At 60.7% G+C, this 20092-nt stretch carries 15 protein-coding genes; 8 read left to right on the top strand and 7 right to left on the bottom strand.

The genetic code is table 11. The annotated features are described in order from the left end of the window. The first annotated feature begins 315 nt into the window (after positions 1-315). Positions 316-1092 (top strand): histidinol-phosphatase, encoded by a 777-nt coding sequence (gene hisN / locus BLW69_RS02790; RefSeq protein WP_092659804.1) that lies wholly within the window; start codon positions 316-318, stop codon positions 1090-1092. Positions 1093-1098: 6 nt separating this feature from the next. On the opposite strand, the gene BLW69_RS02795 is transcribed toward hisN, so the two are convergent. Continuing rightward, complete coding sequence (locus BLW69_RS02795; RefSeq protein WP_062582322.1) at positions 1099-2088, bottom strand: alpha/beta fold hydrolase; 990 nt, start codon at positions 2086-2088, stop codon at positions 1099-1101. 291 nt (positions 2089-2379) lie between these two features. Here BLW69_RS02795 and BLW69_RS02800 point away from each other — a divergent pair, with 291 nt between their 5' ends. From BLW69_RS02800 to mazF, 3 genes are all read left to right on the top strand, one after another. After that, positions 2380-2862: an Hsp20 family protein gene (locus BLW69_RS02800; RefSeq protein ID WP_062460976.1), complete on the top strand. Its 483-nt coding sequence runs from the start codon at positions 2380-2382 to the stop codon at positions 2860-2862. A 169-nt stretch (positions 2863-3031) separates the two neighbouring features. Beyond that, complete coding sequence (locus tag BLW69_RS02805) at positions 3032-3274, top strand: AbrB/MazE/SpoVT family DNA-binding domain-containing protein (RefSeq protein WP_092659806.1); 243 nt, start codon at positions 3032-3034, stop codon at positions 3272-3274. After that, complete coding sequence (gene mazF / locus BLW69_RS02810) at positions 3271-3606, top strand: endoribonuclease MazF (RefSeq protein ID WP_092659808.1); 336 nt, start codon at positions 3271-3273, stop codon at positions 3604-3606. The genes BLW69_RS02805 and mazF overlap by 4 nt, the downstream gene beginning before the upstream one ends. A 16-nt stretch (positions 3607-3622) precedes the next feature. On the opposite strand, the gene BLW69_RS02815 is transcribed toward mazF, so the two are convergent. Further along, positions 3623-4624: a bile acid:sodium symporter family protein gene (locus BLW69_RS02815; protein ID WP_062582327.1), complete on the bottom strand. Its 1002-nt coding sequence runs from the start codon at positions 4622-4624 to the stop codon at positions 3623-3625. Between the two features lie 97 nt (positions 4625-4721). On the opposite strand from BLW69_RS02815, the gene BLW69_RS02820 reads away from it, so the two are divergent. After that, positions 4722-5579: a LysR family transcriptional regulator gene (locus tag BLW69_RS02820; RefSeq protein WP_062460971.1), complete on the top strand. Its 858-nt coding sequence runs from the start codon at positions 4722-4724 to the stop codon at positions 5577-5579. Positions 5580-5582: 3 nt separating this feature from the next. On the opposite strand, the gene BLW69_RS02825 is transcribed toward BLW69_RS02820, so the two are convergent. After that, the gene (locus BLW69_RS02825) at positions 5583-6635 is read right to left on the bottom strand and encodes a threonine aldolase family protein (RefSeq protein WP_092659810.1); all 1053 of its coding nucleotides are present in this window, start codon (positions 6633-6635) and stop codon (positions 5583-5585) included. Between the two features lie 477 nt (positions 6636-7112). Between BLW69_RS02825 and gltB the strand changes: the two genes are divergently transcribed. Both gltB and BLW69_RS02835 read left to right on the top strand, forming a co-directional pair. Beyond that, positions 7113-11849 (top strand): glutamate synthase large subunit, encoded by a 4737-nt coding sequence (gltB, locus tag BLW69_RS02830; RefSeq protein WP_092659811.1) that lies wholly within the window; start codon positions 7113-7115, stop codon positions 11847-11849. Between the two features lie 180 nt (positions 11850-12029). Then, positions 12030-13484 carry a glutamate synthase subunit beta gene (locus BLW69_RS02835; RefSeq protein ID WP_092659813.1) on the top strand — a complete coding sequence of 485 codons (1455 nt, stop codon included), beginning with the start codon at positions 12030-12032 and terminating at the stop codon, positions 13482-13484. A gap of 251 nt (positions 13485-13735) precedes the next feature. Here BLW69_RS02835 and BLW69_RS02840 read toward each other — a convergent pair whose 3' ends face one another. From BLW69_RS02840 to BLW69_RS02850, 3 genes are all read right to left on the bottom strand, one after another. Continuing rightward, positions 13736-14656: an alpha/beta fold hydrolase gene (locus BLW69_RS02840; RefSeq protein WP_092659815.1), complete on the bottom strand. Its 921-nt coding sequence runs from the start codon at positions 14654-14656 to the stop codon at positions 13736-13738. A gap of 118 nt (positions 14657-14774) precedes the next feature. Next, the gene (locus BLW69_RS02845) at positions 14775-15941 is read right to left on the bottom strand and encodes an SGNH/GDSL hydrolase family protein (protein WP_092659817.1); all 1167 of its coding nucleotides are present in this window, start codon (positions 15939-15941) and stop codon (positions 14775-14777) included. A gap of 109 nt (positions 15942-16050) precedes the next feature. After that, positions 16051-17271, bottom strand: coding sequence for a lytic murein transglycosylase (locus tag BLW69_RS02850; protein ID WP_092660990.1), 1221 nt, complete (start codon positions 17269-17271; stop codon positions 16051-16053). Between the two features lie 198 nt (positions 17272-17469). On the opposite strand from BLW69_RS02850, the gene galU reads away from it, so the two are divergent. Next, positions 17470-18357: a UTP--glucose-1-phosphate uridylyltransferase GalU gene (gene galU, locus BLW69_RS02855; protein ID WP_062460958.1), complete on the top strand. Its 888-nt coding sequence runs from the start codon at positions 17470-17472 to the stop codon at positions 18355-18357. Between the two features lie 81 nt (positions 18358-18438). On the opposite strand, the gene fucP is transcribed toward galU, so the two are convergent. Continuing rightward, the gene (gene fucP / locus BLW69_RS02860) at positions 18439-19716 is read right to left on the bottom strand and encodes an L-fucose:H+ symporter permease (RefSeq protein WP_244476245.1); all 1278 of its coding nucleotides are present in this window, start codon (positions 19714-19716) and stop codon (positions 18439-18441) included. Between the last annotated feature and the right edge of the window lie 376 nt (positions 19717-20092).

Raw genomic sequence — 20092 nt, forward strand, 5'->3', positions numbered from 1 at the left:
ATGCCGCAACATGCAGACATCTGCGTGCTCATCGAGCGATATCCTTCCATCCCTGTATTTGGACAAAAAAAACCGCGCTTACAGCGCGGCTAAGTCTAGGGAGGAAACACCCAAGGAGGGTATTTACAGTCAAAGACTGTATGAAGACGCTACGTCCGTTATGCACATTTGTCAATCAATTATTTTGTGTGATGAAAATTGCATCATTATTCGGCGATGTGACCGCGTTTTGGTCACTCGAAGAACGGTTCAGGCCTTTCTAAGCGTCAAGACCTGCTTTAGAACGGGGGCAGCTTTTCTGGGACGGAGTTGTTGATGCTGCCTGATCGCGCCTTTTTCGATACGCTCGCCGATGCCGCCCGCGAGCAGACGCTGCCGCGCTTCCGCACCGGTGTCTCCGTCGTCAACAAGCTGGCCGGCGGGTTCGATCCGGTGACCGAGGGCGACAGGGCGGCGGAAACCGCCATCCGGGCCCTGATCGAGGCGCGGTTTCCCGAACACGGCATCTTGGGCGAAGAGCATGGCAATGTCGGGCTCGACCGCGAGCATGTCTGGGTCATCGATCCGATCGACGGGACGCGGGCCTTTATCTCAGGCGTGCCGCTGTGGGGCACGCTGATCGGCTTGCAGTCGAATGGTCGGGCCACGATGGGCATGATGGACCAGCCGTTTACCGGCGAACGCTATTTTGCCGATGGCAAGGTCGCAACCTATCGCGGCCCGGGTGGTGAGGCCGTGCTTTCGGTGCGTGACTGCGGACAGCTGTCCGACGCCGTTCTCTTCACCACGTCACCGCATATTTTCGAGGGCGAGGATCTGGCCCTTTACCGGTCGATCGAAGAAAAGGTGCGGCTGTTCCGCTATGGCTGCGATTGCTACGCCTATTGCCTTCTGGCGGGCGGGCATATCGATCTCGTGGTCGAGAACAATCTTCAGCCCTATGATGTCGGTGCGCTGATCCCGATCATCGAGCAGGCGGGCGGCATCATCACCGACTGGGATGGTGGCCGGCCGGAGAACGGCGGCAATATCATCGCCGCCGGTTCGCGTAGCGTGCACGCCGAAGCGCTTGCGCTGCTGGCGCGCCGATAAGACGGGTCAGGCCGCGGTTTCGCTGAGGTCTATGCCGCCATCGAGCCCAGGCATGAAGGCCTCGAGCGCCGCCATCACCTGGGCGCGGTAGATATTCTTTTCCTGCAGCAGCTCATGGCGGCCGCCGGTGATGGTGATGAGCTGTGCCGCGCGGAAATTTCGCGATAGTTCCTCCTGGGCCGAATAGGGCACGACGCCATCGAGGACAGGCGCGATGATCAGCGTCGGAATGGTGATCCGTGTCAGATGCGCCTGCGACGAGACGCGCCGGCCTGCGCGAAGGGTCTCGTGAACCCAGCCGGCCGTCGGTGCGCCGACCGTCAGTTCCGGATAGGCGGCGTAGAGGCCGAGATTTCGCTCGAAGCGGGTGCGATCGCCGGTCAGGCCGTTTCGTTCGAAGGGTATGAAGCGCTTGTCTCCGCCAAGCTGGATCTTGCCGAACCCGGTCCAGCGCATGACCGTCGAAAGCGGCCAGACGATGCGTTCCGGCAGGGCCTGGCCCTGAAAGCCGATATAGGGCGACAGCAGCGCCATGCGGCTGATCCGGTTGGCGAGTTTCGGCGCCGACGACAGGGCGATCAGCGCGCCGGTGGAATGGGCGATCAGAAAAAACGGCAGGCGTGCATCCGGAAGCACGATCTGCTCGAGAAAGATGTCGAGGTCTTTCTGGTAGTCGGAGAAATGTCTGACATGGCCTTTTTTCGGATGCCGTGTCTCGCGGTCGGAACCGCCCTGGCCGCGCAGATCGTAGGTCGCGACCCACAGGCCCATCGCGTTGAGCTCGCGGATAGTCTCGAAATATTTCTCGATGAACTCATTGCGCCCTTGCAGCAGCACGATCGTGCCGCGGGCTGGTGAGACCGGTGAGCGGAAAAGCGCGTAACGCAGCTTCGTGCCGCGGTGACCGGTGAAATGGCCAGCGGTGTAATCGGCCGGCGCCGGGTTTTCCGGCGTCGATCGCAACAGGGTCTGTGAGGCGTGGGGCGTGTCAGTCATGCCGACAGGCTCAAGCGATCCGGGCCGCCACGTCAAGTGAAATCATCTGAAATGGTGGATGCGGATAGAGGCGAGGCCGGAGCGGAGAACTCTGACCTGTCGGCCTATAACCAGGAAGCCGAGCCCGTCACGGGATGAATTTCCCCAATGAAAAAACCTCTTGAATGACGGAAAATCAATTCCCATCTTTCCTCTGCAGGCGCCGAAAGGGCCTGCAGAACGGGGTCTTCATCGCCAGAACGGGGTGAGACGCCAAACCTAAACCGCAACGTCGCTTCAATGGAGGACTTTATGCGTCACGTCGATTTTTCCCCCCTGTACCGCTCCACCGTCGGTTTCGACCGTCTCTTCAATCTGCTTGACAATCGCAACCTTGGCGATCAGGCGCAGAGCTATCCGCCGTATAATATCGAGCGGACTGGCGACAACACCTATCGCATCACGATGGCTGTCGCAGGATTTGATGAGAAGGAACTCTCGATCGAATTCCAGGCCCATTCGCTGACCGTGAAGGGCGAGAAGAGCGATGACGAAGCCGGTGCCGAGACCGAATATCTCTACCGCGGCATCGCCAAGCGCGCCTTCGAGCGCCGCTTCCAGCTCGCCGATCACGTGGAAGTCGAAACCGCTTCGCTGAAGAACGGTCTCTTGCACATCGATCTGGTGCGCAACATTCCGGAAGCGCTGAAGCCACGCCGTATCTCGATTGCGGCCGATGCGTCCGACAGCGTCAAGACGATCGAAGCACAGATCGCTCCGCAGCAGGTCAACTGACCCGCCATAGAGAGTAACGACAGCCCAATGACCTACAGTCACGGGTAGCATACAGACGCCTCTTCCCTTGCCGGGGAAGGGGCGTTTTTGCGTGGGATTGACCGGTTTTGCCGAGCGGCCTACCGTATCGACATTATCTCAGCTTGTTGTTCAACGGGACGGAGTGCCGATGCGTGTCACTGTCAAGAAATCAGGCGACAGCGCCTCTGTACGCATCCCAGCACAGGTGATGGAGGCGGCGAACCTAAAGCCGGATTCGGTCGTAGACGTGTCGGAAGAAAACGGCCGCGTTATCATCCAGCCCGTTGCCGAACTGGACGCAACGCTAGACCAGCTTGTTGCCGGTATGAACGCCGACAATCTGCATGACGAGGCCGACTTTGGTGCGCCGGTCGGCAGAGAAGCGTTGTGAACGCTCAGTCCAACGTTCCCGATACCGGCGACATCCTCTGGCTTGATTTCTCGCCTCAGTCCGGACACGAGCGAGCGGGGCGGCGGCCTGCAGTCGTCCTTAGTCCCGCAAGCTACAATCGTTTCGGACTGATGCTCTGCTGCCCCATGACGACGAAGGTGAAAGGGTATCCATTTGAGGTCGTCCTGAAGGACGACAAAGGATGCGTCCTTGCAGATCAGGTAAAAAGCCTCGACTGGCGCTCACGCCGCGCCGAACGCAAGAGCCGTGTTTCAGCCTCTGAGCTTCAGGAAATCAGGGCCAAAGCTTCGGCGCTGATTGGCACACCTTAAGGTCTGCACGCCGGTTTCAGGCTGCGGCGACCTTGGCGAGGGCTTCTTCCTTGGCCCTGGCGCGATCGGCGTATTTCTGGGCGATCGCGGCGCAGGCCATCAGCTGGATCTGATGGAACAGCATGATCGGCAGGACGATGGCGCCGATCGAGGCCGACTGGCCGGAGAAGATGGCGTTGGCCATCGGTACGCCGCTTGCCAGCGATTTTTTCGAGCCGCAGAAGGTGATGGTGATCTCGTCTTCCTTCTTGAAGCCGAGCAGTCTGCTGCCGAACATGGTGATGCAGATGACGACGGTCAGAAGCAGCATGTCGATGACGACGACTGCGGCGATGTCGCTCACCGAAAATCGGCTCCAGATCCCTTCGATGACCGCTTCCGAGAAGGCGAGGTAGACGACCATCAGGATCGAGCCGCGGTCGACGGGCGAGAGGATCTTCTTCTTGGAGCGGATCCAGTTGCCGATCCACGGCTGCAGGATCTGGCCGGCGATGAACGGTGCCAGAAGCTGAAGACCGATCTTCTGGATGGCATCGGTCGAAACGCCGGCGTCGCCGGTCGTCGACAGAAGCAGGCCGACCAGAAGCGGGGTCAGGAACATGCCGAGAATGTTGGAACCGGATGCCGCAACGATTGCCGCCGGCACGTTGCCGCCCGCCATCGAGGTAAAGGCGATCGACGACTGCACGGTGGACGGCAGCACGCAGAGGAAGAGGATGCCCATGTAAAGCGGTGCCGGCAGGATGTCTTCCGGAACGAAACCGATCATGAGCCCAAGGATCGGGAAGATCGCAAACGTCGTCAGAAGGATCGTCAGATGCAGGCGCCAGTGCAGGACGCCTGCGACCACCACATCCCGCGACAGGCGAGCGCCATGCAGAAAGAAGAGGAGGCCGATGGCGATGTCTGTCGCCACCCCGAACCATTCCGCCCATACGCCCTGGATCGGCAGGAAGGAGGCGAGGATGACGGTGCAGACGAGCATGACGGTGAAGCGATCCGGCAGGTAGCGGCGCATGGAAAATCCTTCGACGATTTCATTGTTTGTCGAGGCTGTCTTCGCTTATCATGAATTTGAATGCAAACACTAACAGCTATCGTGAAGTCGGATAACCATGCTCAACCTGCATCACCTGAACAGTTTTCTCGTGCTGGAGCAGACGGGAAGTTTTACCGATACGGCGGCACGGCTGGGGCTCGGGCAGTCGACCGTTACCCAGCATATCCAGCGGTTGGAAAAGTCGCTCGGGCGTCAGCTCGTTTCGCGGGATACGCACCACGTGCGGCTGACGACGGAAGGGGAGGCGCTGCTGGGCTATGCGCGCGGAATGCTGGATCTCAACAGCAAGGTGTCCTCGTTGTTCGGCGAAAGCCGGCTGCGTGGCAGGTTGCGGCTCGGCGTTTCCGAGGATGTGGTTGCGAGCCGGCTGACCGGCATTCTCGAAGATTTTATTCGTCTGCATCCACTGGTCGATCTGGAGCTGACCGTGGCGCTGTCGGCCGTGCTCAACCAGATGCAGGACGCTGGCGATCTCGATCTGGTTCTCGCCAAACGGCATGTGGGGGAAACCCATGGGCGTCTGCTCTACCGCGAGCCGCTTGTGTGGCTGGCGCGGGATCCGGAGCGCATGATCGACCGGACCGATGCTCTGCCGCTGATCGCCTTCCCGTCGCCCTCGATCACGCGGCGGGTGGCGCAGGAGGCGCTGGATGGAGCCGGTATGTCCTGGCGGATCGTCTGCACCTGCGGCAGTCTCAGCGGTCTGACGGCTGCGGCGCGGGCGGGAATGGGCGTGCTCGTGCAGCCGCGCAGCATGGCGCCCGAAGGCCTCAAGGAGATCACCGGGGACCGTTTGCCAACGCTGCAGGATGTCGAGTTCGTGCTGATTTCCAGGCGCGGCGCAGATGCCGCGCTGGTCGAGGCCCTGTCCAGCCTGATTACGGCGCAGATTGCGCCGCAAAAGCAGGGCTGACGATCAGGCGGAAGCGCAGATCGACAGGAACTGGTCGACGTCCTCTTCAGTGGTCGCAAACGATGTGACCATGCGGATGAGCACTTCGTCTGCCTTGACCTTTTCCGGAATGTCGCGGGGTGCCGGCCAGTTGTAGAAGCGTGCGCCCTGTTCTTCGGCGGCCTTGGCTGAGGCTTTCGGCAGGACCGCGAACACTTCGTTCGATGCCGTCGGCCAGGCAAGCCGGGCGCTGTTGAGCGCGCCGAAGCCAGTGCGCAGGCGATCGGCCATGGTGTTGGCATGGCCGGCGAGACCCATCCACAGGTCGTCCTTCAGATAGGCGTCGAACTGGGCTGCGATAAAGCGCGATTTCGAAAACAGCTGTGCGCTGCGCTTGCGCAGGAATGCGAAATCCTTGGCGAGATCAGGATTGAAGAACACGATCGCCTCGGCGCACCAGCAGCCGTTCTTGGTGCCGCCGAAGGACAGCACGTCGACGCCGCGCTTCCAGGTCATCTCGGCGGGCGAGCAATCAAGCGCGACCAGAGCATTGGCGAAGCGGGCCCCGTCCATGTGCAGCGGCAGACCGTTGTCCTTGGCGATCTTTGCGATCGCGTCGATTTCATCGAGCGTATAGATCGTGCCGACTTCTGTTGCCTGCGTCATGGTGATGGCGGCGGCGCGGCCGTGGTGAATGGCGTCCTGCGGGTAGCGTGAGATGCGCTCCACAAGGTTTTCCGGCAGCATTTTGCCGGCCGGACCCTCGACCGCGACCATGCGCATGCCCGAGAAGAAGTCGGGTGCTCCGCATTCGTCCTCGATCACATGCGCTTCGGAATGACAAAAGGTGAGGCCGCCGGGGCGGGCGACGCTGGCAAGCGCTAGCGAATTGGCTGCCGTGCCGGTCGCGACAAAGAAGACGGCGACGTCGCGTTCAAACATCTCGTTGAAGCGAGCCTCGATCGAGCGGTCGAGCTCGCTGTTGCCGTAGGCCGCGGCAAAGCGGGTGGATTCCTTCGACAAGCGTTCATTGATTGCGGGATGGGCGCCAGCCCAGTTGTCCGAGGCGAAGAACATGACGTTACCTTGCAAGCGATGTGGGATAAGATGCGGGGCTTTGAGCGAGGCGGACCATAAGCCTTTTGGACCGTTGATCAATCGGGAAACGTGCCGAATGAGCGGTGTCTGCTCGTGCCGCGTAATCAAAGCCGAGTTTTGTCATTCGCGGCGCAAGATTATTTCAAGCTGGCATCGCAACCAGTAATCAAGTGTCGTTTAGCTTTAACTTTTTCGTGGGCCGGGGATTGAAGACAGGCGGCACATATGTCATAAAATTCGAGAATTAGGACAGAAATGTTGTCCTAATTTTTGAACTGAAGGTGGTTTTTCGCTTCCGAGCGGTGACCGTCGACGTGTTCAAGGGTATGCTTCGCACTCTCAAGGGCTTCCTGCTTCAGCAGTCTGCCACCTGAAAGGACGAGGCATTTCTTCGGGTGAAATGAAGAATACGCCGTTTGCAAGCTCGATCGTGAGTGGCCAACAGGAGGAATAGCAATGACGAAGAATGTTCCTGAAGTGCACTGTCTGCCCGCCACCGCGACCGCGGCGGAAGCTGGCTCGGGCGTCGAACAGCGTCTGCCATTCATTGCCTCCGGCATTCCGGCCGCGCAGGGGCTTTACAACCCGCGCAACGAGCACGATGCCTGCGGCGTCGGCTTCATCGCCCATATGAAGGGCCAGAAGTCGCACCAGATCATCAAGGATGGCCTGTTCATTCTGGAAAACCTCACTCATCGCGGCGCCGTCGGCGCTGATCCGCTGATGGGCGATGGTGCCGGCATTCTGCTGCAGATCCCCGACAAGTTCTTCCGCGAGGAAATGGCAAAGCAGGGCATCACCCTGCCCAAGGCTGGCGAGTATGCCGTCGGTCACTTCTTCCTGCCGCGTGACCCGGATCAGATCGAGCACTTCAAGAAGGTCATCGTCGATGTGACGGCCGAAGAGGGCCAGCAGTTCATCGGCTTCCGCGAAGTGCCCGTCGACAACTCCTCGCTGTCCAAGGCGCCGGATATTGCCGGTACCGAGCCCTATCACCTCCAGGTGTTCATTGGCGCCGGCCGCGATGCTGCGACCAATCAGGATTTCGAGCGCAAGCTCTTCCTCATTCGCAAGGTCATCTCCAACCGAATCTACGATCAGTTCGGCGGTCAGGAAACCGGCTTCTATCCGGTATCGCTGTCATCGACGACGATCGTCTACAAGGGCATGTTCCTCGCCTATCAGGTCGGCGCCTATTACAAGGATCTGGCCGACCCGCGGTTTGAAAGTGCTGTCGCCCTCGTGCACCAGCGGTTCTCCACCAACACGTTCCCGTCCTGGAAGCTCGCGCATCCATACCGCATGGTTGCCCATAACGGCGAAATCAACACGCTGCGTTCCAACGTCAACTGGATGGCGGCGCGTCAGGCGTCGGTGTCCTCGCCACTGTTCGGCGACGACATTTCCAAGCTCTGGCCGATCTCCTACGAGGGCCAGTCGGATACGGCCTGCTTCGACAACGCGCTCGAATTCCTGCTGCGCGGCGGCTATTCGCTGGCGCATGCGATGATGATGCTGATCCCCGAAGCCTGGGCCGGCAACCAGTCGATGTCGAAGGAGCGCAAGGCTTTCTACGAATACCATGCGGCTCTGATGGAGCCATGGGATGGTCCGGCTGCCGTGTGCTTTACCGATGGCCGCCAGATCGGCGCGACGCTCGACCGCAACGGTCTGCGCCCGGCCCGTTATCTCGTCACCGACGACGACCGCATCATTCTGGCATCCGAAGCCGGCACGCTGCCGGTGCCGGAAGAAAGCATCATCAAGAAGTGGCGTCTGCAGCCTGGCAAGATGCTGCTGATCGACATGGAAAAGGGTCAGGTCATCTCCGACGAGGAGCTGAAGACCACGCTTGCAACCCGCCATCCATACGAAAAGTGGCTGGATCGCACGCAGCTGATCCTTGAGGACCTGAAGCCGGTTGAACCGCGCGCGCTGCGCCGCGACGTATCGCTGCTCGATCGCCAGCAGGCATTCGGCTACACATCCGAGGACACCAAGATCCTGATGTCGCCGATGGCGACGACCGGGCAGGAAGCCGTGGGTTCGATGGGCACGGACACGCCGATCTCGGCGATGTCGCAAAAGTCGAAGCTGCTCTACACCTATTTCAAGCAGAACTTTGCGCAGGTGACGAACCCGCCGATCGATCCGATCCGCGAAGAGCTTGTCATGAGCCTCGTCTCGTTTATCGGGCCGAGGCCGAACATTCTCGACCATGAAGGTGCGGCCAACGCCAAGCGCCTGGAAGTGCGCCAGCCGATCCTCACCAATGGCGATCTGGAAAAGATCCGCTCGATCGGTCACACGGAAGACCGCTTCGACACCAAGACGCTCGATTTCACCTACGATATCGAGCGCGGCGCCGAAGGCATGCCGGAAATGCTCGATCGCCTCTGCGAGCGTGCGGAAGCGGCGGTCAAGGGCGGCTACAACATCATCGTTCTCTCCGACCGCCAGATCGGACCGGACCGGATTGCCATTCCGGCGCTTCTCGCGACCGCTGCCGTGCATCACCACCTGATCCGCAAGGGGCTTCGCACCTCGGTCGGTCTCGTCGTCGAATCGGGCGAGCCGCGCGAGATCCACCATTTCTGCCTTCTCGCCGGTTACGGTGCCGAAGCGATCAACCCCTATCTCGCCTTCGACACGCTGACCGACATGCACATGCGCGGCGAGTTTCCGAAGGAAGTGGACAGTTCCGAGATCGTGTCCCGCTATATCAAGGCGGTTGGCAAGGGCATCCTCAAGGTCATGTCCAAGATGGGCATCTCGACATACCAGTCCTATTGCGGCGGCCAGATCTTCGATGCCGTCGGTCTGAACACCGAGCTGGTCAACCAGTATTTCTTCGGGACCGCGACGTCGATCGAAGGCATCGGTCTCGATCACATCGCCGAGGAAACCGTCACCCGCCACCGTGCAGCCTTCGGCAAGGATCCGGTTCTGGCCTCCTCGCTCGATATCGGCGGCGAATATGCCTACCGCATGCGTGGCGAAAGCCATGCCTGGACGCCGGATGTCGTTGCCACCCTGCAGCATGCCGTGCGCGGCAACAGTCAGGATCGCTACCGCGAGTTTGCCGAAATGGTGAACGAAAGCGCGGTGCGGATGAATACCATTCGCGGCCTGTTCAAGATCAAGTCGGCGGAAAGGTCCGGCCGCAAGCCTGTGTCGCTCGACGAAGTCGAACCGGCAGTCGATATCGTCAAGCGGTTCTCGACCGGCGCCATGTCGTTCGGCTCGATTTCCCGTGAGGCGCATACGACGCTGGCAATCGCCATGAACCGCATCGGCGGCAAGTCGAACACCGGTGAAGGCGGCGAGGAAAGCGATCGCTATCTGCCGCTGGCCGACGGTTCGATGAACCCGGAACGCTCGGCGATCAAGCAGATCGCATCCGGACGTTTCGGCGTGACGACCGAGTATCTGGTCAATGCCGATATGCTGCAGATCAAGGTGGCGCAGGGCGCAAAGCCCGGCGAGGGCGGTCAGTTGCCCGGCCACAAGGTGGATGCGACCGTGGCCAAGACCCGTCACTCGACGCCGGGTGTCGGCCTCATCTCGCCGCCGCCGCATCACGACATCTATTCGATCGAAGATCTGGCTCAGCTGATCTACGATTTGAAGAACGTCAACCCGACCTCCGACATCTCCGTCAAGCTGGTCTCGGAAGTGGGCGTCGGCACGGTTGCGGCAGGCGTTGCCAAGGCCCGCGCCGACCATATCACGGTTGCAGGCTTCGACGGTGGCACGGGCGCTTCGCCGCTGACATCGCTGAAGCATGCAGGTTCGCCTTGGGAAATCGGCCTTGCCGAGACCCAGCAGACGCTGGTGCTGAACGGTCTGCGGTCGCGGATCGCGCTGCAGGTCGATGGTGGCCTGAAGACCGGCCGCGACGTCATCATCGGTGCCCTTCTCGGAGCAGACGAGTTCGGCTTTGCGACGGCGCCTGTCATTGCCGCCGGCTGCATCATGATGCGCAAGTGCCATCTCAACACCTGCCCCGTTGGTGTCGCGACGCAGGATCCGGTCCTGCGCAAGCGCTTCAAGGGCACGCCGGAACACGTCATCAACTACTTCTTCTTCGTGGCTGAGGAAGTGCGCGAGATCCTCGCATCGCTTGGCTTTACCAAGTTCGACGAGATCATCGGCCTTTCCGAGCTGCTCGAGAAGGACGACATGCTGGCGCATTGGAAGTCGCAGGGCCTCGACTTCACCAAGCTGTTCCACAAGGTTGAGGCTCCGAAGTCTGCTACCTACTGGACCGAGCGGCAGAAGCATCCGATCGACGACATTCTCGATCGCAAGCTGATCGAGAAGTCGCAGGCGGCCCTTGATAGCAAGGAGCCTGTTGTCTTCGAAGTGCCGATCAAGAACGTCGACCGGTCCGTTGGTGCCATGCTCTCCGGTGCGCTCGTCAAGCGCTGGGGCCAGAAGGGCCTGAAGGACGACACGATCCATGTGACGCTGCGCGGCACGGCCGGACAGTCGTTCGCGGCGTTCCTCGCGCGCGGTATCACGTTCGACCTGATCGGTGACGGCAACGACTATGTCGGCAAGGGTCTGTCGGGTGGACGCATCATCGTGCGGCCGCCGGAAAACTCCAACATCGTCGCCGAGAACTCGATCATCGTCGGAAACACCGTGCTTTACGGCGCAACGACCGGCGAGTGCTACTTCCGCGGCGTTGCCGGCGAGCGTTTCTCGGTGCGCAACTCGGGCGCCATCGCGGTGGTCGAGGGCGTGGGCGACCATGGCTGCGAATACATGACCGGCGGCATCGTCGTCGTGCTCGGCGAAACCGGCCGCAACTTCGCAGCCGGCATGTCGGGCGGCGTGGCTTACGTTCTCGACGAGACGGGCGATTTCGCCAAGCGCTGCAACATGGCGATGGTGGAACTGGAGCCGGTTCCGGAAGAAGACGACATGCTGGAAAAGCTGCACCACCACGGCGGCGACATCATGCACAAGGGACGCGTGGACGTTTCCGAAGACATGACGCGTCACGACGAGGAGCGGCTCTACCAGCTGATCTCCAACCACATGCACTATACCGGCTCGACCCGCGCCAAGGACATTCTCGACCGCTGGAGCGAGTTCCGTCCGAAATTCCGCAAGGTCATGCCGGTCGAATATCGCCGTGCACTGGTGGAGATGGAACGGATGCGGATGGGCGTGGCTGCGGAGTGAACCGCATTGGACGCATCGTTCATGCCGGAACGGCCGTGGCAATCGCCGCGGCCGTTCCAACGGTCGCCGCACTGGTCAACGGTGCGCTAGTTGGAATTTGTGGTGCTGGGGGCGGTGATCGGTTTCGCCTACTGGTACTGGGGGCCGCAATGGCCGCCTCTGTGAACTGAGGGAAAGACTATGGGCAAAGTTACGGGATTCATGGAAATCGACCGGCAGGTTGGCAAGTACCAGCCGGCGTCCGATCGTATCCGCCATTTCCGCGAATTCACCATTCCGATGTCGGATGCGGAAGTGACGAAACAGGCGGCCCGCTGCATGGACTGTGGCATCCCCTATTGCCATGGCCCGACCGGTTGCCCTGTTCATAACCAGATCCCTGACTGGAACGACCTCGTCTACAACAACAAGTGGGAGGAGGCGATCCGCAACCTTCATTCCACCAACAACTTCCCGGAATTCACCGGTCGCGTTTGTCCCGCACCGTGCGAGGAAGCTTGCACGCTCAACCTCGAAGATGCGCCGGTCGCGATCAAGACCGTCGAGCAGGCGATTGCCGACAAGGCCTATGAGCTTGGCTATATCGTGCCGCAGCCGGCGACTGTGAAGACTGGCCGCAAGGTTGCCGTGATCGGTTCGGGTCCGGCGGGCATGGCGGCGGCTCAGCAGCTTTCGCGCGCCGGTCACGACGTGCATCTGTTCGAGCGGGAATCGAAGGCCGGCGGCCTGCTGCGCTACGGCATTCCTGATTTCAAGATGGAGAAGAACTTCATCGACCGTCGCGTCGAGCAGATGACCGGCGAAGGCGTGACCTTCCACTACGGCGTCAATATCGGCGTGGACAAGAAGGTGGAAGAACTGACCGCGGAATTCGATGCCGTGCTTTATTGCGGCGGTTCGGAAACCCCGCGTCCCGCCGGCATTCCCGGCACGGAACTGCACGGCGTCTATGATGCGATGCCGTATCTCGTGCAGCAGAACCGCCGCATCGGTCGCGAGAATATCGATAGCGTCGCCTGGGCGGCCGAGCCGATCCTTGCCGGTGGCAAGCATATCGTCGTCGTCGGTGGTGGCGATACTGCGTCCGACTGCGTCGGTACCGCGTTCCGTCAGGGTGCTGTCAAGGTGACCCAGCTCGACATCCGCCCGCAGCCGCCGGAAAAGGAAGACAAGCTTGCGGTGTGGCCATTCTGGGCCACCAAGATGCGCACCTCGTCCAGCCAGGCCGAAGGCGCGATCCGCGAGTTCCAGGTGGCAACGCTTGAATTCGTCGGTGAAGACGGCCAGCTGACCGGCGTTCGCTGCTGCGAGGTAGACGATCGCCGCCAGCCGATCGCCGGCACCGACTTCATCATCAAGGCCGATCTCGCCTTTATCGCCATCGGCTTCTCCGGTCCGGCAACGGATAGCGTGCTGTCCGAACTCGACGGCAAGCTGGCGCTGAATGTCGACCGCCGCGGCTCCACCAACGTCATCGCCAACGAACGCGACTACAAGACCTCGGTCGACAAGCTGTGGACCGCCGGCGACGTGCGTCGCGGCCAGTCGCTGGTCGTGTGGGCGATCCGCGAAGGCCGTCAGGCAGCACGAGCCATCGACGAAGCGCTGATGGGATCGAGCGTTCTGCCGCGCTAACCGGTTTGTTAAAATGAACGGCCTCTCTCCGTTTTGCGGGGAGGGACCGTTTTCGTTTCGGCAGAATCAGGTCATGCTTGCCCATGACCATCCCGCAATCGATCTTGGCCTCCTCGATACGCTGTGCATCGCTCGGATCATTACTTTCACGATCGGATTCCTGCGCTCAGACGGTCATCACAAGGATCGACCCGAATTGCTGCTTAGGCGACGCTTGCGTTCCACGATAAGCGCCTGGTTTTGTGATCGCATCACTCGCTGCTGGAGAGAAACGCGTCGATCATCTTGATGGTGGCATCCGGCTGTTCTTCCATCAGCCAGTGGCCGGCATCGGCGATTACGCCTTCGCTGACCTGCGTGGCTGCGGTGCGCATGACCGCCGCCATGCCCGGCCCGAAGGACTTTTCACCGCCAACGGCCAGAATGGGCATTTCCAGTTTTGCGCCTGTGGCTGCCCAGGCGCGGTTGTCGATCGCATCCTGGTCGAAGGCCGCGAACTGGGCGAAGCCGGAATGCATGGCGCCTGGCAAGGCATAGAGGGCGGCATAGTGTTTGCGTGATGCTTCGTCGAACCGCTTTGGGTCGGCGGAAAATTCGTTCCAGAACCGGTCCAGATAGATCCGCTCGCGCCCGGCGACGAGACGCTCCATGTCCGGCCCCCCGAAGCGGAAATGCCAGAGAAGCGGGTTTTTCAGGATCTCGTCCCATGGGCCGATGCCGGGAACGGGCGCATCGAGCAGCGCGAAGCGGGTCACGCGGGCGGGTTGCTGCGTCGCGAGGGCGAAGCCCACCATGTTGCCGATATCGTGCGTGACCAGCGCGAAACGATCAATGTTCAGTCCGTTCAGAATGGTGGCCAGGTCCCGGGCCTGGCTCGCCTTGTCGAAGCCGCCTTCGGGGTGTGATGACAGACCCATGCCCCGAAGATCGGGAACGATGACCAGATGATCCATCTCGAGCTTTGCAGCCAGCGGCGCCCACATGTCGCCGGTTTCGCCGTAGCCATGTAGCAGAACGACGGCAGGTCCCTTGCCGCCAATCCGGAGATGGATGTCTACGTTGCCGACATGGACAGTTTGGGTCCTGAAGGTGGATGGAAACGGCGGAACCTCTGCAAGGACCGGCGTCGCAAGCAGAATCGTTGATACGATAACGCGAAAAAGCAGGTTCATGCGGGCACTCCGATAAAAGAGATCAGCTAGGCCATGCACGTCTGAACTGGGAATTTATGACTATGTAGCACGTTTTTTCACGAAGCTACAGGCGAGAGCTCGCGCTCGTGTCAAAGACCTACTGGGTCGTGAGCCGGTAGTCGTCGATCCGACCGGCCGGGGCGGGCTCGAGTTCGCCGCGTTTGACCAGTTTGTCGCGCGGCGTTTCCGTCAGACGGGCCGGTGGCGCATTGCCGCCCAGAAGCTCCTGGCCGCCGTCCAGCTCCGGGTCAACCAGGCTGATCGGCCGTACGGGCACTTCGGGGTTGGCAGGAGATTCGAGCGTCTGGAGCGGCGGGAGGGTGCTGCTGTCGAATTTGGCGAGATCGGGACTTGCCATGTCGCCCAGATGCCGGCGCAGGACCTTGTCGACATAGAAGGCGAGCTTTTCCTTGCCGGGCTTGGTGAGCGTGATGCCGTCGGAATTGCGCAGGCGTACCTGCTGTCCGTTGACGTCCGAGCCAGTCAGGACGAACCTGCCGTCCTCGTCGACGAAGCCGTCCCAGATGTCGACGAATTCGCCGCCGACCTTCTCCACCTGTCCCCGATAAAGCGTGTTGAGCGTGACCGCGTCCGCCATCATCGATGGCGACTGGAACGCCGGCAGGCCGACCCAAAGCAGCGTCAGCTTGCGCTGCGCGATCATGCCGGCAAGCTCCGCGACACGGGTTTCATATTGTTTGAACCAGGCATCCGTGCGGAATTTCTCGCGGCCGCTGGCGGTGTCCATTTGCTGGCGGTCGTTGGCACCCAGCATGACGACCACGATCGCGGGTTTGGCCTCGTCGAGAATAGCCGGCAGTTGGCCAAGCCAGTCGTAATGGTCGTCGCGCACCAGGCCGGAGGATCCGTCGCTGCGGCTGATGATCGAAACCCCCGGGGAGGTCGCAAACGTCGTTTCCAGCTCACCCCCGATATTGCCGGCGAGAAAATCGCCGATAACGAGTATTTTCTTGGCGGTTTCCAGTTTGGCGACGGGTTCGGCCTGGGGCTGAGAGGGTTTCGGCGCCGTCCTCGTGCGGGGAGCCGCAGCCTGCGGAGTGGCACGGCTTCTCTGCCGGCGTGGCGCCATCTCGATGATCGATCCATCCTGCCGGTCATATCGCCGGGTCGGACGTTCGTAGCGTTCATATCGCTCTGTGCGCGGCGCACCGAACAGCATGTTGAACAGGTTGCGCCGATCGCCGCCGTCCTGGGCAAACGAAACGGTTGATGGCAGCGACAGCACGAGGCTGGTCGCTACCATGAATACCGTCCGGACTAGGCGTCGGTTTGGCCTGTTGTGGCGCAAGAGCTTCATCGTTTTCATGCCTTTTGGCCGCACCGTTCACGATGCGGCGCATCGCATGCTAGCCTCAACGGATCGCCTTGAGAAGAGAATGCGACGGCTCGCCATCCGGCTGCATGCCAAGGCGCTTCTGAATGGCGGAGATCGCGGCCTTCGAGCCGGAGCCGAAATTGCCGTCCACTTCGCCTTCGTAATAGCCGAGTTCCTTCATGCGGCTCTGCAGCTCGAACTTCTCCTTGATGTCGAGCGTGCCGTTGGGGCGCGGCCACGACTGCTGTACACCGCCGAAACCTGCGATCTCGTCGGCGAGAAGACCGACCGCGAGCGCGTAGCTGTCGGCTGCGTTGTAGCGCTTGATGGTGAAGAAGTTGGAGAGCATCAGGTAGGCTGGACCGTTCGCGCCGGCCATCAGCTTCAATGTCGCGCGGTCTGCTCCGCGCGGAAAACCCTTGCCGTTCGGACGCTGGAAGCCAAGTGCTGCCCACTGCGCCAAGGTCTTGCTCTGGCCTTCGTATTTTGCGGCGCCGGCGGGAAGCACGGATTCGTAGCCCCAGGTCTTGCCGGCAGTCCAGCCGTTCTTGGCCAGGAGGTTGGCGGAGGTCGCTAGCGCATCGGGAACCGAATGCCAGATGTCGCGCTTGCCGTTGCCATCAGCGTCGACCGCATAGAGCAGGTAGCTCGTCGGGATGAACTGGGTATGGCCCATCGCGCCTGCCCAGGAACCGGTCAGCTGCTTGGGGGATACGTCGCCTGCCTGAAGAATCTTCAAGGCGGCGATCAGCTGGTTGCGCGCGAACTTGCCGCGCTTCGGATCGCCCCACCCGAGCGTCGCCAGTGCCTGCGGCACGTGGTGCAGACGTTCGGGATTTTCCAGAGCTGCGCCATAGTTGGATTCCATCGACCAGATGGCGAGGAGAATGTTTCTGTCGACACCGAAATGCCGCTCCACGGCGTTCAGCGTCGCGCCATGGCGGGCAGCCATTTCGCGGCCGATCTTGACCGTGTAGGGATTGACGCGGCTGTCGAGATAATCCCAGATTTTCGACTTGAATTCCGGCTGGTACTCGGCCTTGCGCAGGACTTCCTGATCGGGACCGCTGATGCCTGCAAAGGCGCGATCATAGGTCGAGCGAGTGATGCCGCTTTTGGCAGCAGTCGAATAGAAATTTGCAACCCACGTCTTGAAACCGGCATCGGCGCGGGCATCTATCGCGCAGGTCGATATGGCAAGGCCGGCGACAAGCGAGAAGATCGTTGCGCGGAAGCGATTGGGGCTGATTTTTTTCATCGGCAGTCGGTCCATTTTTATTCTGGCCATCATGGCGAGATCGGGATGCGGCTCAACGATGTGATAACAGGATAGGGTCAACAAATTCTTTACCATGAAACGCGCGGCCGGGGCAGATCTTTGCTAAAAGGTAGCAAATGTTTATTACAGCCGACAAAAGACCCGAAACCGCACAGCGAAATGCATCAGGAGGCATGAGTGTCACAAGAACGGAAAATTCGTAAAGCAGTCTTCCCTGTTGCGGGCCTCGGCACCCGCTTCCTGCCGGCCACAAAGGCTGTGCCAAAAGAAATGCTGACGGTCGTCGACAAGCCGGTCATCCAGTATGTGGTCGATGAAGCGGCGGAAGCCGGCATCGAACATTTCGTATTCGTGACCGGCCGTGGCAAAGGTGTGATCGAAGACTATTTCGATATTCAGTTCGAGCTCGAGCAGATGCTGCGCGAGCGCAACAAGAATGCCGAACTGACGCTGCTCTCGCATATCCTGCCGAAGGCCGGTACGGCGAGCTTCACCCGCCAGCAGGTTCCGCTCGGTCTCGGTCACGCCGTATGGTGTGCGCGCGACATCGTCGGCAACGAACCCTTCGCGGTTCTGCTGCCGGATATGATCATGTCGTCGGAGAAGAGCTGCCTCAAGGGCATGGTCGAACTCTACGACCAGACCGGCGGCAACGTTCTCGCGGTCGAGGAATGCGATCCGGACCAGGCCCACAAATACGGTATCGTCGGCAAGGGTGAGACCGTCGGCGACGGTTTCAAGATCACCGAGATGGTCGAAAAGCCTGCCAAGGGCACGGCACCTTCGAACTTCTTCATCAACGGCCGCTACATCCTGCAGCCGGAGATCTTCAAGATCCTCGAAACCCAGGAACGTGGCGCCGGCAACGAGATCCAGCTGACCGACGGCATGCTGGCGCTGGCCAAGAGCCAGGAATTTGCCGGCTACCACTTCAAGGGCGAGACCTACGACTGCGGCGCCAAGGACGGCTTCATCATGGCCAATATCGCCTTTGCCCTGCAGCGCCCGGATATCCGCCCGGCGATCGAGGAGCCCCTGAAGGCGCTCGTCTCGAAGCTGATGTAAGCCTATCCTTTACTGCAAAAGTAAACGCCCCCGCGAGATGATCGCGGGGGCGTTTTTCGTTTCGGGGATCGATGCCTTCGATCAGGCCGCCCTGTGACCCTTGAGGCCGTAATAGGCGATGTAGAGGTAGCAGATCGCCGGCATCAGGAAGGCGAGGTGGATGCCGACCGTATCGGCCAGCATGCCCTGCACGACCGGCAGGATGGCACCGCCGACGATCGCCAGGCACAGGATTCCCGATCCCTGGCTGGTGTGGCGACCAAGACCCTTGAGTGCCAGGCTGAAGATGGTCGGGAACATGATCGAGTTGAACAGGCCGATGGCGAGAACCGACCACATCGCCAGCGAGCCGCCCGCAAACACCGTGAGCAGGATGAGCAGGATCGCAACACCGGCATTGAACGCCAGCGCCTTGCCGTCGTCGACGAACCGCATGACATAGGCGCCGACGAAACGACCGATCATGGCGCCGCCCCAGAAATAGGCGACGTAATGGGCGGCTTCCGATTCCGGCATGCCGGCGATGCTTGGTTCTGCCAGGTAATTAACCAGGAACGAGCCGATCGACACTTCGGCACCGACATAGACGAACAGGCCGATCGCGCCGAGAACGAGGTGACGGTAGGCCCACGCGGAGCTACGTTCGCCGCCTTCAGCGACCGTCGTGTCTTCCGTTTCGACATGCGGCAGCTTCAGGGCTGCAAAGACGGCGGCCAGCACGAGGAAGGCGATTGCCAGAAGCATGTAAGGGAAGCGGACGGCATCAGCCTCTGCAAGGCGCAAGGCTTCGAGTTGGTCGCCACTCGCGTTCTGAATGTCGCCGGTCGCGGCCGACAGGATAAGGAAGGCGCCGAAGAGCGGTGCGATCGTGGTTCCGAGCGAGTTAAAGGCCTGGGTCAGCGTCAGCCGGCTCGAGGCAGTTTCAGGGGCGCCCAGCTCCGTCACATAGGGATTGGCGGCAACCTGCAGAATGGTGACACCGCTTGCCAGCACGAACAGCGCACCGAGAAACAGCGCATAGACGCGGTAGCTGGCAGCCGGGATGAACAGCGCACAGCCGATCGCTGCAATCAGCAGGCCGACGACAATGCCCCATTTGTAGCTGATGCGCTTCACAAGCGCGCCGGCCGGCAGCGACACGATGAAATAGGCGCCGAAGAAGCACAGCTGGATCATCATCGACTGGGTGTAGTTGAGCTGGAAGACGTTCTTCAGGTGTGGGATCAGAATGTCGTTCAGGCAGGTGATAAAGCCCCACATGAAAAACAGGGAAGTCAGGGCAACGAGAGCGAAGCGGTAATTGTTACCTGCCGTCGAACTTGTTGCTGTGCGCGGTGTGGTCGCGCTGTCTGTTGGAATTCCAGCCACGTTGAGCCTCTAATCTATCAGGATGTATCGATGGAGTGCACTAATGCTGCACTGCGACAATTCGTCGTGAGCGCTTATATGTTGCGCACAGTCCTGAGGGGAAGTGGGCGGAAGCCCGGGCGCAAGCTTTGTACAACGTGCATGGACGGCGTGATCGGCTGGAGAAGCCATGCGCTGGAGGAGTAGCTGGAGCAACGATTGCTGCAGTGCGGAAATAATTGTTCGCGGGAAGGTATGTTGGAGACAGAACCCATTCCGATCCCGGGCCGTTTAGCGCGACTTCGTACTTTATGCCTATTGTGAAGGCACACATGTCGAAGCATTGGCGCCGAGTGGCGGCAGTACCGGGATAGATATCACGGAAACG

The sequence above is a fragment of the Rhizobium sp. NFR12 genome, from assembly GCF_900108545.1.
GTDB classification, from domain to species: domain Bacteria; phylum Pseudomonadota; class Alphaproteobacteria; order Rhizobiales; family Rhizobiaceae; genus Neorhizobium; species Neorhizobium soli.